The following is a 15562-nucleotide window of genomic DNA, read 5'->3' as shown; positions in this document are numbered from 1 at the left end:
GGCACCGCCGGGCCCAACCTGCTCTACAGAACGTCCATCCGCGGCGGCGGATAACGCCGCGCCAGGGTCGACAGCGGCAGGTGCCGTTCGCCTTCCGGCAACTCCAGATACGCCAGCACCTGCGGCCGCTTCCAGTCGCCGATGCCGAAATCCATCGTCATCCATTTCTGCGGCTCGGGGCCTTCGAGGCCCCGGACCCAGACGAAATAGCGGGGGAGGTCGTCGGCCTCCGCTTCCGTCGTGCGTCTTCTGGCCATCAAAGCTGCTCGCTGCATCACCATCCGTTGCGATAGGATATAGGTATCGGTTCGCTGAAGTCGAACTCCCGGCTGAGGCTCTTGCAAGTCTAGACCGGTTGGTTAACGCGCGGGCCTGAAGATATGAACGAAGCCACGATCGGTCGCTGGGGTGAGGCCTCTAAAGTCACGAAAAAGCTGGTCGGCTCGTGGTCCTTCAATCGGGTCATCGAAGGCCAGGCCACGATGCAGGGTATCGCGACCTTCACGCCACTCGACGGGGAGCGGTTGGCCTATCGCGAGCGGGGACAACTGAAGCTCGCGAACGGCACCGCGGTGCAGGCCGAACGCGAATACGTCTTCAGCAACAGCGACGGAGGATTCAAGGTCTTCTTTCGGGAAGATCCACCGCGGCTGTTTCACGAAATTTCACTGTCCGCGTCCCCCGGGGGAGAGTTGAGCGGACATGCGCGCCATCTCTGCAGGCGCGACGAGTATCGGTCGGCCTACATGTTCCTGCCGGATGGAACGTTCGTCGTTCGTCATGTGGCATCGGGTCCAAGCAAGGACTACACGATAAACACGACCTACACCCGCCTGTCGTGATCAAGCGCGCGGCAGCCTCGCCTCACTGCCAGAGCTGGCTCTCCGCCACGCGGTTGATGTCGGCGAGCCTGCGGTCGGCACCCGCGTTCAGATCGATGCTCGCGACCAGCGTCAGCAGGCGGTGATAGGCGCTGTCGGCGACCTCGACCGGCAGCGGGGCCTCGTCATAGGCCTCGACATAGCTGCCGACGAGGCTGCTCAGCAGACGGCACAGGCCGCGCTGGGCGGGATCGTCCCGGCCGAGCGTCTCGAGCTTCTGCTGGAATGTCCGGAAGGTGCGCAGGCCGTGGTGCTGTTCGGAAAGCCACGCGTGCAGGTCGTTCATGTGAGCTCCTTCGAATTACGGAAGAAGCTACCGGCTTATACAGTGGGGATGTGACGATTGCTAGGGAGGGGGAGATCAGCTTTGCCGAGACAGTCCGCCTTCGCCAAGACTTCGGCGGGACAGCGATGCTGCAGAGCTTGGCTCGCCCAGCCGTAGCTGCGAAGCAGCGAAGGCTGGTGCCCCTGGCCGACAACCGCTCAATGCCATAACTGTTTGAATTCAGGGTAATTCTTGGCGTTGGTTGCTGCCGATGCCAACAGAAATACCAACAAGCCAGGCGCGGTCTTCGCTGGCAAGAATAATTCCATTGCTTCTCCATTGTAGCCGGCCGTTCGAAGCAACAGCAAATCGGTGAACGGCGCGACCATGGTTGTTACGGCGCGGTTCCGCGACGTTACTCCTCGTCACCGCGTAAACCGTGGCTTCGGAGCGTGGGGTCCGAGGACAGAGTTCGATGAAGAGCATGGCGCGCAAGCTCAGCCGCATCCCAATGACGAACGCTTCCATACTTCAACCATATGATGGTGCTGAAGGGTAGTCCCGGATACAAGCTTCACTTCAACGAGGCCGATGCGCTGACCGACAGCCAGCGCGGCTATGTCGAGGCTCAGCTGAAACTGTTCGATACCTGGTATGCTCAGTGGTCGAAAGAGCTCGGCGCCTCGCAAAAGCAAGCGGCCTGACGACAAATACGAAAAGCCTTTCAGCGGGAGCTGAGTGAGCAGACGATGTCCAGCACGGCAGTTCGCGACACGATCGTGATCGGCGCAGGCGCCGTCGGCCTGTCTGCTGCGCTGGCTCTACAGGCCGAGGGGCGCCGGGTCGTCGTGCTGGACCGGGAAGGTCCGGCTGTGGGGGCATCCGCCGGCAACGCGGGCGCCTTTGCTTTACGGACATCTTGCCGCTCGCCTCGCCCGGCATTCTGCGCAAGGCGCCAAAATGGCTGCTCAACCCCCTTGGGCCGCTGTCGGTCCCGCCAGCCTATGCGCTGCGGATCGTGCCATGGATGCTCCGCTTCTGGCGCGCTTACGCGCCGGATCGTGTGGCGCAATCGACGGCGGCGCAGAGATCGCCGATGGACTTGTCCAAAGCCGAACTCGAGCCCTTTCTGCAGCGGACCGGCACGTTTCGCCATGCTGCGCAAGGAAGGCATTTGCAGGTCTATGAGAGCGAGTCCGAGTTCCGCGCATCGCTGCCCGGGTGGCAGGCGCGCGCCGATCACGGAATTGCATTCCAGCACATGACGGCAGCGGAGATGGCGGACATCCAGCCCGGCATTGCCCCGCGCTTTACCCGCGGCACGTTCACTTCGGGCTGGTACTCGATCTCCGATCCGAAGCTTTACACGTTAGCTCTTGCCGAGCGCTTCACTGCCGATGGCGGCATCATTGAACGCGCCGAGGTGTCTGCTCCGCACCCGCTCGATAACGGTGTCGAGGTGTTAGCCGGCGTCGCGCGCCGCGCCGATCACGTGATCGTGGCGGCAGGGGCCTTCTCGCATAAGATCGCCCACACCATGAGCGAACGCATCCCGCTTGAGACCGAGCGAGGATATAACGCGACACTTCCGATCGATGCTTTCGACCTGCGCAGGCAGATTACATTCGGCGGGCACGGCTTCGTCGTCACGCGCCTCTCCACCGGCATCCGCGTTGGTGGCGCAGTCAAGCTTGGTGGCCTTTCGCTGCCACCGAACTTCGCGCGCTCCCGCGCCATGCTCACCAAGGCCAGCGCCTTCCTTCCGGGTTTGAAGACCGGCGGCGGCGTCGAATGGATGGGATTTCGTCCGTCCATGCCCGACAGCCTCCCGGTGATCGGTCGCTCTCGAGCGACACCGCGCATCATCTACGCTTTCGGTCCCGGCCATCTCGGTCTGACGCAGTCGGCCGGGCACCGCTCGACTGTCGCCGACCTGGTCGCGGGGCGAATGCCCGCCATCGACCTTTCTCCTTTCTCGCTTCGAAGATTCTGACCATGGCCACCCATACCTTCTCCTGCATCGACGGGCATACCTGCGGCAACCCGGTTCGTCTGGTCTCCGGTGGGGGGCCGCGTCTGGACGGCGCGAGCATGCTTGAAAAGCGCGCCCACTTTCTGCGCGACTATGACTGAATCCGCACCGGCCTGATGTTCGAACCGCGTGGTCACGACATGATGTCTGGCTCGATCCTCTATCCGCCGACGCGCCCCGATTGTGATCTTGCGGTGCTGTTCATCGAGACATCCGGCTGTCTGCCGATGTGCGGTCACGGCACTATCGGAACTGTCACGATGGGCATCGAGAATGGCCTCATCACACCGCGCGAACCCGGAAAGCTCTCGATCGACGCGCCGGCCGGCAAGGTCGATATCACCTACCGCCAGGAAGGCCGCTTTGTCGAGGAGGTGCGCCTCACCAACGTTCCGGGCTTTCTCTACGCTGAGGGATTGACGGCTGAGGTCGATGGTCTCGGCGAAGTCGTCGTCGACGTCGCCTATGGCGGCAATTTCTATGCCATCGTCGAGCCGCAAAGAAACTTCCGCGACATGGCCGATCATACGGCGGGGGAACTGGTGGGCTGGTCGCCGCGCCTACGCGCAGCGCTCAACCGGAAGTACGACTTCGTCCACCCCGAGCATCCGGAGATCAAGGGCCTCAGCCATATTCAGTGGACGGGCAAGCCGACGAAGCCGGAGGCGCATGGGCGTAACGCCGTCTTCTACGGCGAAAAGGCCATCGACCGGGTCGCCATGCGGTACCGGCAGCTCGGCGCGGATGGCGCAGCTCGCTGCCAAAGGCAAGCTGAAGGTCGGCGACGAGTTCGTGCATGAATCGATCATCGGCTCGCTGTTCAAGGGACGAGTCGAGGCCGCCGTCAAGGTCGCCAACCGGGATTCGATCGTCCCCTCGATTGCCGGTTGGGCCCGCATGACCGGCATCAACACGATCTTCATCGACGATCGCGATCCCTATGCTCACGGCTTCGTCGTGAAGTGAAAGTCCGAGGCCACGATAGCCGCGCGTGGTTATTGTCATCCAGCGGGATCACGAGACGGCCAGGGAGCCGCTTGCTCGTTCTCTGATATGCGGGCGTGGCTTGCTCGTGAAGTTGGTCATCGGCGGAGGCCACACCTGAAACCTGATTGGTCAAGAGCGTGGACTCGGGCTTCAGTCTAGCCGCCCAGCACCCACGCAGCTACTCGATGCAGGCGCGCTCGATCGGCTTTTTGGAGATCGTCTTCGGGATTTCGTCGAGGATCTGGATGATGTCGGGGATAGCGGCAGATGGTGCCGTCCCGAAGCCGAAATCCGATCGGTTCTGCGGACCCGACCGCGTCGACGCGGCGACCCTGCCATCCGTGCCACCCATACTGGTACAAGCAAAGAGGAGACATCGACATGTTGCTCACCGATTTCGACGCGCTGACCTTCGACTGCTACGGCACCTTGATCGATTGGGAGAGCGGGATGGTCGAGGCTCTGAAGAGCCTTACGGATAGGGTGAAGCGTCCGCTCACACGCGACCAGATTCTGGAAGCGCATGCGCGCCATGAATCAAGCCAGCAGAAGTACACCCCGGCGAAGCGATATCGGGATCTGCTGCCGATCGTCTACAAGCGCCTCGCCGAGGAGTGGGGCGTGCACGCGACACACGAAGATTGCGTCGGGTATGGCCAGTCCGTCGGAAATTGGCCGGCGTTCGAGGACTCCCCGGGCGCGCTCCAGTATCTGAAGAAATATTTCAAGCTCGTCATCCTTTCCAATGTGGACAACGAGACGTTCCAGGCGAGCAACCGCAGGCTCCAGGCGGAGTTCGATGCGATCTACACCGCCGAGGACATCGGATCCTACAAGCCATCGCCCCGAAACTTCGACTACATGATCGAAAAGCTGGGCGAGATCGGCGTTAGGAAGGAGAAGATCCTGCACACGGCGGAGAGCATGTTCCACGACCATAAGCCGGCAAACGAGCACGGCTTGAAGTCGTGCTGGATCTATCGTCGTCACGCCCAGCAGGGCTTCGGAGCCACCATGAATCCTGACCAGATGCCGCACGTCGACTTCCGGTTCAACAGCATGCACGACCTGGCGAAGGCGCATCAGGAGCAATTGCGGGTAAAGTGATGGCCGAGCGAACGGGGATCACCAAGCCTCCTTTCGCGTTTCGAAGGGCATTGTGCTGCTAGACCCAGAGCCCCGGCGGAAGATTGCGCGGCGGCATGCGAGGATGCCCATTTTTGGCCGGTTAAGCCCTGGGTTCCGACCGGTAACGAGGGCGCGGTTTCCCCGAACAGCTCGCGGGATGAGCCCGGTTGAGGCACCCACAAACTGCCTCGGGCGAAGTAGGTTTGGTTCGTGTGGAGAAAGGCGGTAGCGGTCTCCCGCGACCAGAAAATCAAGCGAATTTTCGCGTGCGTTCCTATCCGAACCGTAGGCAATTCCAGTGGAATTAGCTGGCAACGACGTTGATGGCTTGCGTGGGCGACCGACGGACGGCGAGCAGGGCTCGCAGAAATCATCGCTCTGGCGAGCGTTCGCCGCGGAGGCTTGCGGGCCGCATATCGCCCCAAACTTGCTCAACGTAGGTCAGACATTCCTCCTTGTTGCCCGTTTTCGGGGCGAGCTGCCAGCCGGACGGCACTTCGCGCCCGAGCGGCCAGATTGAATACTGTTCCTCGCCGTTGACGACGACCTGGAATTGGCCGTCCTGGTTCTCTTGCCTGTTCACCGGATTCTCCTCGTTCAATTGCTTGGTTTGGATACAGGAGTGTTAGAAGCAAATCTTGCAGGCGGGCCCGGTTCGCGGGACGGCGATCTTCAAGTGAGGCTGTGGGCGGCCTCCTCTGGCATTTGCTCAAGCTCCGCGAGCAGGCGATCGATTTGATCGTCCCCCCGTTTCTCCAGCATGGATTCGACGGTCGCCAGTGCCAGCGCTTCGACCGTGGGATTATCGAACATAAGGCGGACGGGCAGTTCGGCCCCAAACTCATCCCTGATCCGAGAAATGACGCGAGTGGCCAACAATGAATGCCCCCCGAGCTCAAAGAAATTATCTTTAATGCCAACGCTCGGCACCTGAAGGATCTCACTCCACATGCGTGCCAGCGCAATTTCCACGGGCGTCCTCGGGACTGCGCCGGTGACGGAATGGGACGCTTCCCCTTGCGGGTCGGGCAGGTTGCTTCGGCTAAGCTTGCCACTCGGCGTAAGCGGCAGTGATCCCACAACGACATAGGTCGCCGGAATCATTTGTTCGGGCAATATGGCTCGAAGATGCGCCCGGAGGTCCTCGGTTGACGCGGGCGATTCCGGATCGGCCTGAATGTAGCCGAACAGACGAAGCTCCCCGCGACTTTCGCGCGCAACCACAACGGCTTCGCGGACCGACGGGTGCGTCCGTAGAGCAACTTCAATCTCGCCGAGTTCAACGCGAAAACCACGAATCTTGACCTGTTGGTCCGCCCGTCCGAGGTACTCAAGCTCTCCGTTCGACAAAAATCGCGCGCGGTCGCCTGTCCGATACAATCGTCCCCCTCTCGTACTTTGCCCATCCGGGACGAAGCGCTCGGCCGTCAGGGCGCGCCGTTCCAGATAGCCGTGCGCCAGTACAGAACCGCCAATGCAAAGCTCGCCCGGAATACCGATCGGGCAAAGCTGTCCATGCGAGTCAAGGATCTGGATCACCGCATTGGGGATCACCCGGCCAATCGACGGGCGCGCCGGCCAGTCGCTTGCCGCCCCGGTCAGCCTGAGTTCGGTAACGACATGAGACTCGGTAGGTCCGTACTGATTATACAGATCCGCGCCGAGCCGAGTCATCATTGCAGCTATCTGCGGTGTGATCTGCAGTTGTTCGCCGGCCGTTATAATCTCTGTCAACGAATGCGGAAGGTCGGCGGCATGTCGAGCGTGCTCTGCCAGTTGCTGGAGCGCGACGTAAGGAAGGAAGAGCCGACGCACATTTTCCTGATACAGCAATTTCCATAGAGCGGGCGGGTCCCTGCGCTGCTCCTCTGTTATGAGTACGAGCGTTCCGCCGGCGTCCAACGTCGAGAATATTTCCTGAAACGAGACGTCGAAACTCAAGGAGGCGAATTGTAAGGTTGGCGCTGCCGTCGGCAGCGCGGATCGGGCGATTTGCCAGCGGATCAGCGATGCGAGTGGACCATGCGGCATTGCTACGCCTTTCGGCTTGCCCGTCGACCCGGATGTATAGATGACATAAGCGAGACTGCCGGCAGAAACGGGCACGGCTGGATTGTCGTGAGGGAACATAGCGGGTTCAGGGTCATCGATGGCTAGGAGCGCGCCAGTCGCTCCCGACAATTCACTGCGTCGCGCACTCTGCGTCAGCACCAGTGCGACGCGCGCGTCTGCCGCCATAAAGGCGATGCGCTCTTTCGGATAGGAAGGGTCGATCGGAACGTAAGCCGCCCCAGCCTTTAGCGTTGCGATAAGGGCGACGATCATATCCACACCACGATCGACGCAAATAGCGACGCGAGAGCCCGGTCCGACGCCAAGCCCAATCAGGCGGTGCGCCAGAGCATTGGCGCGACAGTTGAGTTCCTTGTAGGTGGTTTTTTCCTCTCCTGCGACAAGCGCAACTGTATCCGGCAAGAGCTCAGCCTGCCTCTCGAACAGCACATGGCACATTTCCGGTTGAATCGGGTCCTCGGTGTCGTTCCAGTCCGCCAGAGCTGTTGTCTCGGTCGGCAGAAGCATTGGCAGCGACCATATCGGACGGTCCGGCTCGTCCATCGCCGCGGCGAGCAAGGCACCATAATGTCCCGCAATGCGCACAACCGACGACAGGTCGAATAGATCGGAATTGTATTCGATTCCGGCACAAAGGTCGCTCGCCGTTTCCGACAGGAACATGGTCAGGTCGAATTTGGCCACACCGGCGCTCAGTGTCGACGTATCCTCATCGAGCACGCCGCCGGTTTCCATGGGGCGGCCGGTGTTCTGCAAGGCAATCATGACCTGGAAGAGCGGATTGTAAGAGAGGTTTCTCTCCGGTTGGATCTCCTCGACCAGCCTCTCGAAAGGAATACCCTGGTGCGCGAAGGCTTCCATCGTCACATCGCGCACCTCGGAAACGAGGGCGCGGAAAGTGGAATTTGCCGAAAATTGGGTGCGGAGCACGAGTGTATTGGCCATAAAACCAATCAACCCTTCGAGTTCGGGGCGTACCCGGTTGGCAATCGGAGACCCCACCACCAAGTCTTCGCGGCCAGTATAGCGATAGAGAAGAACATAAAACGCTGACAGCAATGTCGAAAAAAGGGTTACTTGCTCCTGCTCGGAGAAGTTCTTGACGCTCTTCAGGAGCGATGGGGGTATGGTGAACGGGTACAAGCCTCCGGTGAAGGTTTGCATCGCCGGCCGTGGTCTGTCCGCCGGCAAGTCGAGCAGCGGAGGTACACCTTCGAGTTTGTTTTTCCAGTAGTTGACATCGCGCTGCAGCACCGGGCCGGACAAGTATCGACGCTGCCAGCAGGCGAAGTCCGCATACTGGATCGGAAGGTCGGGCAACGATGGAGACCTCCGGCTAAGCCGGGCTTCGTAAAATGCGACAAGCTCTCGGGATATGATGTCCATCGACCAACCATCCGCGGCTATGTGGTGGATGGTTAGAAGGAATCGATTGTCATTATTGTGCAGACGTATGAGTTCAGCCCGCAAGACCGGTCCGTGCTTGAGGTCGAACGGCATCCGCATCTGCTGCGTAGTCAGACGTTGTGACTCGAGTTTTCTGGTCTCCTCGGGCATGTTGCGAAGATCATGAACGGGCATCTTGATTTTGAGAGACGGAGCGATCACTTGCACTGGCTCGTCCGCGACCGTGTCAAAAGTTGTGCGCAGCGTTTCGTGGCGCACAATGAGGTCATTGAGGGCGCCTTCGAGCACTGCCACGTCGAGCGCTGCGAAGCGCACCGGCATCGCGATGTTGTAAACGGCGCTCCCCGGATCGAACTGATCCAAGAACCATAGGCGCTGCTGCGCAAATGATAGCGGGATCGGCCGATCCCTAGCCACTCGAGCGATCGTGGAGACTTGGGGCTGAGGATCTGAGCCAACGAGCGGCTTGATAATTGCCGCCAGTTGCTCGATCGTCGGCGCTTCGAATAAGCGCTGGAGTGGTACTTCGATCTGCAAAGTATCGCTAATCCGCGCGATGATCTGTGTGGCGATCAAAGAATGGCCGCCAAGCCGAAAGAAATTGTCGCGGATTCCGACCACGTCCGTGTGGAGGACGTCCATCCAGATCTGCGTCAGGTGAATTTCTAAATTGTCGCGCGGCGCGAGATATTCTTCGACGCCGGATATTGGGGCGTCGAGGCGCGCGACGATTTCTGCCAACGCACACCGGTCGATGCCGCCTTCGCCGTTATAGGTAATCTTTCGCTTAAGTTCGAACGTCGAGGGCATCAGCCGCGCCGGTATCCGCGCAGCCAAGAAGCTCTGTAGCTCCGATACGGGAACATCCCTAGACAGCTTTAGAAATGCGACCAACCCCCGGTCATGCAACCCCTGGCGGGTTCTTGCCGCAACGGCCGCTGCCTCCACTGCCGGATGGTCGCAAAGAGCAGCCTCGATCTCGACAAAGCTGATCTTCGAATTTCCCGTTAGCAGAGCATCGTCCATATGCCCATGCAGGACAAACTGCCCGTCCTCGAGCCGAGCGAAGTCACTCGTCCGATAGCCTGGCTCGGGGTGGGGCAAATCGGGATTTTGTACATAGATGTCTCCAGGCACTCGCCCCGGCACGGGCTCGAGGTCGCGTCCTAGAAGGTCGATTCGGACGCCGGCAGCTGGAATTCCAAGTGGAATGACCGCGGCATCCGGCTTGAGCAGCGCCAGTGGTTGTATCAAATAAAAGCCACCCGCGGCCGGATCGCCCGACACCATATGAATCCGTCCGATTAGCTCAGGCGTGAGCGCTTCCTGAAGTTGGCCCCAATCCAACCCGCGCTCGGCAGAAAGCACCAGCCGAACGCTCCGCAAGGACCGCGGAAATTCCCGGGCTAACCGCTCCAAATCCGCCAGAGCGAGAGACATGACGGTAACGGAGGCCTCATGCAGCAGTGTTGCAAAGCGCCGCGAGCGAAACGACAATTCGGGCGGCACAAATACGATTGCCGCCCCGGCGGCCAGCGCACCGAAGATTTCGTACCGCGCGCAGTCGGAGCCGATATTGGAAAGATGCGCAACGCGATCCTCCGGCGAAAGGCAAAGGAAACGGTCACATCCGGCGCGGCTAAGCATCCGATGGCTGAGGCGCACAGTGGTCATTTTGGCTGTGCCGTCAACCTGGACAAGCATCACGGCGGGCGAGTCGGGCGTTACGCAGGTTGTGAGTTCATCGTCCGGTTGGGTCGCCGAATCTGCCCAAACTTCGTCAAGCCGGACCGTCTCTACTCCGAATTGTCGGAAGCACGGCTCGGTAGCTTCGTCTACGACCACCAATGCCGGCCGAAGCGCCGTCAGGATGCGCTCCGCCCGATTGGAGTTCAGCGGGATTCCGCCTGATGCCAAGATGTCGGCAGGATCGATCGGAGCCCAGACCAAACCCGCCTTCAAGATCCCCAAGATGACCGCGAGCCCTCCCGATCCGGGCCTAGAAGCGATCGCGACGGTGCTGCCGGCGCTCAGTTTCCCGAGGAAAGATGTACGCGCGATCCGGTTCGCCCGTTGGTTCAGCTCGAAATAGGTGCACGTACCACTGGGATCGATGGTGGCAAGGGCTGTCGGTGAGCGTGCCGCATGGGCGGCGATGCGCGCTCCCAGGACTTCCGTCGGCACCGCCGGTGTTTCCGGGGCGTTGGCCGAATCCGCGGTCTTGATGACCTCGTCGGGCATCCATACGGAGAGGCGCGACAGCGTTTCGTGAGGATTCTCCACAATTCTGTGCAGCAACGCTATATAGCGCCCGATCATGATCTCGGCAGTCGATTCGTCGAAAAGGTCGGTGTTAAATTCAAGAGCTCCTTGTGCACCGGCTCCGGTATCAAGCACCGACATCGTCAAATCGAACTTGGCAGTACCGTTGCCGACCGAGCCAGCCTGAATCTGGGATCCCAACGGCTGGATAGGAGCCGCGCTGCGGTCTACCGTTCCGATGTTTTGGACCCCGAACAGAATCTGGAAAAATGGATTGCGGCTCAAGTCTCGGTCGAGCTGAAGTTCGTCTACCAACTTCTCGAACGGCATGTCCTGATTGCCATAGGCTTCCAGCGCCACGTCACGCTCGCGCACAAGCAACTCGACAAAGGTTGGATCGCCCGAGAGATCGGTCCGCAACACCAACGTGTTGACAAAGAAGCCGATCAATCCTTCAAGCTCCGAACGGGTCCGGTTGGCGATAGGCGATCCGACGGCGATGTCGGTTTCACCACTCAAACGGTGGAGCAACACCTTGAGCGCGGCGAGCAGCGTCATGAACAGCGAGGCGCGGCTGGCGTTGCCGAGCGTCTTGAGTGCTTCGCACAGTTTCTGGTCCAGCGTGAAGACGCGGACCGACCCGTTACTGGTCTGCACGGGCGGTCTGCGACGATCGGTGGGAAGATTGAGCACAGGCCGCAGGCCGCTGAGCTGCTTGCGCCAGTAACCGAGCTGCTTTTGCAGAAGCTCGCCGCGGAACCACTCTGCCTGCCATACCGCGAAGTCCGGGTATTGAACCGTTAGTTCCGGCAATGGAGAGGGACTCCTGCGCAAAAATGCCATATATATCGTCGTCAATTCCCGATTGAGCACCGACATCGACCAACCATCGGAGACGATGTGATGCATCACCAGCATCAGAAAGCTCTGGTTGGAATTAAGGTGCACCAGCGAAGCATATAGCAATGGGCCTGTTCTAAGATCGAACGGCCGTCGGCTTTCCGCATAGACGAAGCGGCTCACATCCTCCTCTTGGGCCACCCCGGAACGCGAACGCAGATCCACGATGGCGAGCTTGAGCTTCAAGGAAGCCTTGACGACCTGTGCGGGTTGCCCATCGACCACCTCGAATGTCGTCCTCAAGGCTTCGTGCCGTCGCACGATTTCATTTATGGTTCGTTCGAGAACCGTTACGTCAACCCGACCATACAGCGGGACCGATGTCGCAATGTTGTACGCGGGATTGCCCGGTTGAAATCGGTCGAGAATCCACAACCGGGATTGCGCAAAGGACAAAGGACGAGCACGCCGCTCGCCATCCTTGACGAACTGGGACGCGGAGCCGTGCGATTGATCTGGTGCCTGAGAGATCGTGGACAACATTGCACCTCCACTTTTGCGGGAAATCCCGACGTCTGAACCTAGCCCGTGCCGCTGTCATTTGGGGACATCGCCGCCCGGCGAGGCACCCGATCTTTGTCTTCCCGGCTCACTCACCGGCCCGGATCAACCCGGCCGTGTCAGCTGGGTTGCTCACATATGTGGGATCCAGCGAAAGCATCTGTCCATCGCTACGTTCGGGCACTCCATCACCGGAGGCAAACCATTCAATCATGCGTGCCACGACGTCAGCTCGATCATAGAGAAAGTAATGCGTCGCTCCCGGAGCCTGCAGCAGACGAGCCCGGGGAAATAACCCGCGCGCCCATTCCGAAGCTTTGGGCGCTGCGATACGGTCGTACTCCGACGCGAAAAGCAAGATCGGAACGTCGATTTGGCCCGCGACCTGGCTAACATCGTAGTGCCAAAAGTCGATCATCTGATGCGCAAATCTGATCGTTGTGTTCGCGTCGCGAAACGGCCGTAGAACCGGCATTCTCAGGTCACGGTTCATGGCGCGGAGAACGGCCTCCGACTCCTCGGTTTCTGTCTCTATCATCAGGTCCAGGCCGGCCTCACTCGCACGTGACGTGAGAGAAGCCGCTATCGACGAGGCCGTCGACGGACTTTGCTCAAGCTCGCTGAAAAGGGCCTGAAAATCAGTTTCATACGGCGTATCAAAATCGAGCGAGCTCTCGAGACACTTCACCTGCATATTCAGGAAAGTCATGGAGAGCAACCGATCAGGGTGACGTAGAGCGAATTCTGCCGCGATTTTAGGGCCAGTGCACCATCCGACCAAATGGACGCGAGTCACCGACTCCCGCTCGATGATCGACGCTAGATCGGCAACATGATCGAGAAGCGAGAGCTGAGATTCTGACTCATCGAGCCCGCGCGGATCCCAACTCAGTACCCGAAACCGCGGGCGCAGATGAGCTATCAGCCGAGACCATGGCTTCGGTCCCTGGCCCAGGGCATTGAGCAGCACAACCGCCTCGCCATCGCTGCCGGTAGAACTATAAGAAAGCTCTCGGTCGCCACGATGCGTCGTTCGGATGTCCGGCAGCTTCGATGCGTGAGAAACGAATGCGCTATGTTCGGACAACTGCGCCTGATGCGCCAATTCCACTAAATCATCGAACTCGGCTGGATCCAGGCCAGGTTGAACAGACCTCATACCTGCGGCGTTGTAGGCATGTTCGATCGCTTCGCAGTCTGGCTGACCCAGGTGTTCGGCGAAATTCATCAACCGTCGATCGAACAGCGCGTCGATGGCAGTTAGCCGCTGAGAGAACAGTGCCTTGCCGTCCAATGGCAGTAGGCTTACGCCGTAAATGTTACCTACCCGCTCGAGAAAATCCTCCGCCGACAGGCTCTCCGCCCCCGCGACGACGTAGTTACCGCCCTCGGTCCGATCAGCAATCGCCATTATGATTGCTGCTGCTTGCTCAGTTCTCAGTACATTGACCCGGGCCGTCGGCGCGATCAGGCATCGGAGCCCTCGGTATTCGAATAGATCATCAGCCCGTTCATCGACTTCCGTCTTGAGGTCGAATAGGGTGGACAGGAAATGAAGGACCCCTTCTTGTGCGATGTCGTCGGGAGGGGCGATATCAAGCGTGAGCGTCGTTCGGAACGTCCTCGTCACGGGGAAATCGAACGTCGCCGGATTGTTATAGACGACCGACCCGCCTCGCGGCAGAATCCAGCGCCAACGCTGGCCACCGCAATAAGGTGTCATAACCACATTCAGCGCACCGATGGGGGCAAGCTGAAAGGTTTCGCGCAATGATCCGGAAACGGATTCATCACTCGACGCGAAGTGCCATACTTCCGCGCCGGCAGCGTTTTCCAATGAGGCGAGGTGCTCCATCTGTCCCACCTCAGCCCTTGGGTCTCGGCGGAGCGAAATTTGCCGCACCAAGGACTCGAAGCGCGCGTACGCCCCCGATGGTGCGATGACGCCTAGTCGCTGGGAACGCGACAACCGCTCGGCGGCGATGAAGGCCGCCAAGAGGCCAAGCGTCCCAGTGAAAACAGCACTCTCTTGCGACATGCCGAGGTACCCACAACGTCATCCGCCCTGGCGGTGCATCAAGCGGCTGCTCTAGGTGCCCCGCCCGGGGGTGTGAAGGGATCGCTGGCAGCAGGCGCACTAGAAGAAGTCGGCCCCACCAAGCTCATCGCCGTCGCTGAAACGGAAAGCAGGCTTTGGCCCAGATTTCTCACATCCGTAAAACCCAGGTCGTTGATGTCGCTCTCGGCGATCAGTTGTTTCAATGCGGCCTTGTACCTGTCATACGCCTCGGCGTATTGCTGCGGCAGGGTCGGATTGCTGTAAAGCGATTGTACCTTCTGTTGATATTCCTCTTGCGCGGCGCGGAACTGCTCTGGCTGTTGGCTCTGATAGGCCTTTTCGACCCCGCGTTCGAATTCGGTCTGGATGCTGCGACACCGGCTTTGTGAGTCCGCCCAGGCATCAGCCACATCCCGGAAATATCTTTCGTGGATCAACTGCAGCTGCCTGTACAGTGGCTCGTTTGATTGGTCTTGGTTTGTCTGCGTCATAGAAGCCTCCCTACGTTCGGTTGGATTGGGTCAATTACGGTAGCGCCACGCGCTGTCTCCTAGTTGTGCCTAAAACACCGGTGGACCCATGTCGGTCCTTAGCGTCGATCCAAAAAAGGATCTCGAGTCCTTGGAATCGTTTGCTATCTTTTGGCTTTCCGATGCACGCCATGATCCGTTCCACCGATAAGATCGCGATGGTGGCGTGCTGGTGGTGGCAAGCTTGTTCGGAATGTTCCTGTTCTTGCCGACGCTCTCTGCTGAAAGCGGATATCAACTGTCGGCAGGTCGATGTCGAGATCGTCGAAATCCTCAAAGGGCGTGGCGCTAGCAAATCCGTCATCCCGCCCGAGCACCAAATCGTCGGACGGATGATATCGGTTGGCTCGGCCGCTGCCGAAGCCTCGCCAAGGATGGGCGATGATCGAACCAAAGCGCGCTTGCCTTTCTGCTCTGAGCATCGACCCGACGGATGGCCAGAACACTAAAAACAATATGCTCCCGGAGAGGCTCTCCTTGATCTCCCGCGCACTTCGGGTTGTTACCAGCGTGTCAAAGATGCGCGGTCTTCCGGGT

At 59.8% G+C, this 15562-nt stretch carries 11 protein-coding genes and 3 pseudogenes; 5 read left to right on the top strand and 9 right to left on the bottom strand.

All coding sequences use genetic code 11. The annotated features are described in order from the left end of the window. Positions 1-23: 23 nt before the first annotated feature. Entirely contained in the window at positions 24-257 is a 234-nt protein-coding gene (locus XH79_RS22650; protein ID WP_271582991.1) for a hypothetical protein, read from the bottom strand. 123 nt (positions 258-380) lie between these two features. Here XH79_RS22650 and XH79_RS22645 point away from each other — a divergent pair, with 123 nt between their 5' ends. Then, positions 381-842: a DUF6314 family protein gene (locus XH79_RS22645; protein ID WP_212341144.1), complete on the top strand. Its 462-nt coding sequence runs from the start codon at positions 381-383 to the stop codon at positions 840-842. 22 nt (positions 843-864) lie between these two features. Here XH79_RS22645 and XH79_RS22640 read toward each other — a convergent pair whose 3' ends face one another. Together XH79_RS22640 and XH79_RS22635 are read right to left on the bottom strand one after the other, a co-directional pair. After that, the gene (locus XH79_RS22640; RefSeq protein WP_271582990.1) at positions 865-1167 is read right to left on the bottom strand and encodes a hypothetical protein; all 303 of its coding nucleotides are present in this window, start codon (positions 1165-1167) and stop codon (positions 865-867) included. A gap of 219 nt (positions 1168-1386) precedes the next feature. After that, positions 1387-1674, bottom strand: coding sequence for a hypothetical protein (locus XH79_RS22635; RefSeq protein WP_271582989.1), 288 nt, complete (start codon positions 1672-1674; stop codon positions 1387-1389). Between XH79_RS22635 and XH79_RS22630 the strand changes: the two are divergent. The 3 pseudogenes from XH79_RS22630 to XH79_RS22620 all read left to right on the top strand — a co-directional run. Next, a pseudogene (locus XH79_RS22630) lies at positions 1674-1850 on the top strand (dihydrodipicolinate synthase family protein); the annotation flags it as partial. The gene XH79_RS22635 and the pseudogene XH79_RS22630 overlap by 1 nt on opposite strands. Before the next feature lie 45 nt (positions 1851-1895). After that, a pseudogene (locus XH79_RS22625) lies at positions 1896-3139 on the top strand (NAD(P)/FAD-dependent oxidoreductase). Positions 3140-3141: 2 nt separating this feature from the next. Further along, a pseudogene (locus XH79_RS22620) lies at positions 3142-4144 on the top strand (4-hydroxyproline epimerase). Positions 4145-4343: 199 nt separating this feature from the next. On the opposite strand, the gene XH79_RS22615 reads toward XH79_RS22620, so the two are convergent. Continuing rightward, positions 4344-4517 (bottom strand): hypothetical protein, encoded by a 174-nt coding sequence (locus XH79_RS22615; protein ID WP_271582988.1) that lies wholly within the window; start codon positions 4515-4517, stop codon positions 4344-4346. Between the two features lie 29 nt (positions 4518-4546). Here XH79_RS22615 and XH79_RS22610 point away from each other — a divergent pair, with 29 nt between their 5' ends. Further along, the gene (locus XH79_RS22610) at positions 4547-5272 is read left to right on the top strand and encodes a haloacid dehalogenase type II (RefSeq protein ID WP_271582987.1); all 726 of its coding nucleotides are present in this window, start codon (positions 4547-4549) and stop codon (positions 5270-5272) included. 391 nt (positions 5273-5663) lie between these two features. Here the strand turns inward: XH79_RS22610 and XH79_RS22605 are convergent, their stop codons facing one another. The 5 genes from XH79_RS22605 to XH79_RS22585 all read right to left on the bottom strand — a co-directional run bounded on the left by XH79_RS22605 (position 5664) and on the right by XH79_RS22585 (position 15480). Continuing rightward, positions 5664-5876: an MbtH family protein gene (locus XH79_RS22605; RefSeq protein ID WP_271582986.1), complete on the bottom strand. Its 213-nt coding sequence runs from the start codon at positions 5874-5876 to the stop codon at positions 5664-5666. An 89-nt stretch (positions 5877-5965) separates the two neighbouring features. Then, entirely contained in the window at positions 5966-12418 is a 6453-nt protein-coding gene (locus XH79_RS22600) for a non-ribosomal peptide synthetase (RefSeq protein ID WP_271582985.1), read from the bottom strand. Between the two features lie 106 nt (positions 12419-12524). Further along, entirely contained in the window at positions 12525-14291 is a 1767-nt protein-coding gene (locus XH79_RS22595; protein ID WP_271582984.1) for an alpha/beta fold hydrolase, read from the bottom strand. Positions 14292-14512: 221 nt separating this feature from the next. Next, entirely contained in the window at positions 14513-14986 is a 474-nt protein-coding gene (locus tag XH79_RS22590; protein WP_225143558.1) for a hypothetical protein, read from the bottom strand. Between the two features lie 143 nt (positions 14987-15129). Beyond that, the gene (locus XH79_RS22585) at positions 15130-15480 is read right to left on the bottom strand and encodes a hypothetical protein (protein WP_271582983.1); all 351 of its coding nucleotides are present in this window, start codon (positions 15478-15480) and stop codon (positions 15130-15132) included. Positions 15481-15562: the final 82 nt, after the last annotated feature.

The organism is Bradyrhizobium sp. CCBAU 45389, assembly GCF_028128625.1.
GTDB classification, from domain to species: Bacteria; Pseudomonadota; Alphaproteobacteria; order Rhizobiales; family Xanthobacteraceae; genus Bradyrhizobium; species Bradyrhizobium liaoningense_B.
This window is presented reverse-complemented; position numbering and strand designations above follow the sequence as displayed.

Coding starts and splice junctions, on each gene's coding strand:
- XH79_RS22650 (WP_271582991.1), bottom strand. CDS start 257: ATGGCCAGAAGACGCACGACGGAAGCGGAGGCCGACGACCTCCCCCGC.
- XH79_RS22645 (WP_212341144.1), top strand. CDS start 381: ATGAACGAAGCCACGATCGGTCGCTGGGGTGAGGCCTCTAAAGTCACG.
- XH79_RS22640 (WP_271582990.1), bottom strand. CDS start 1,167: ATGAACGACCTGCACGCGTGGCTTTCCGAACAGCACCACGGCCTGCGC.
- XH79_RS22635 (WP_271582989.1), bottom strand. CDS start 1,674: ATGGAAGCGTTCGTCATTGGGATGCGGCTGAGCTTGCGCGCCATGCTC.
- XH79_RS22615 (WP_271582988.1), bottom strand. CDS start 4,517: ATGGGTGGCACGGATGGCAGGGTCGCCGCGTCGACGCGGTCGGGTCCG.
- XH79_RS22610 (WP_271582987.1), top strand. CDS start 4,547: ATGTTGCTCACCGATTTCGACGCGCTGACCTTCGACTGCTACGGCACC.
- XH79_RS22600 (WP_271582985.1), bottom strand. CDS start 12,418: ATGTTGTCCACGATCTCTCAGGCACCAGATCAATCGCACGGCTCCGCG.
- XH79_RS22595 (WP_271582984.1), bottom strand. CDS start 14,291: ATGGAGCACCTCGCCTCATTGGAAAACGCTGCCGGCGCGGAAGTATGG.
- XH79_RS22590 (WP_225143558.1), bottom strand. CDS start 14,986: ATGACGCAGACAAACCAAGACCAATCAAACGAGCCACTGTACAGGCAG.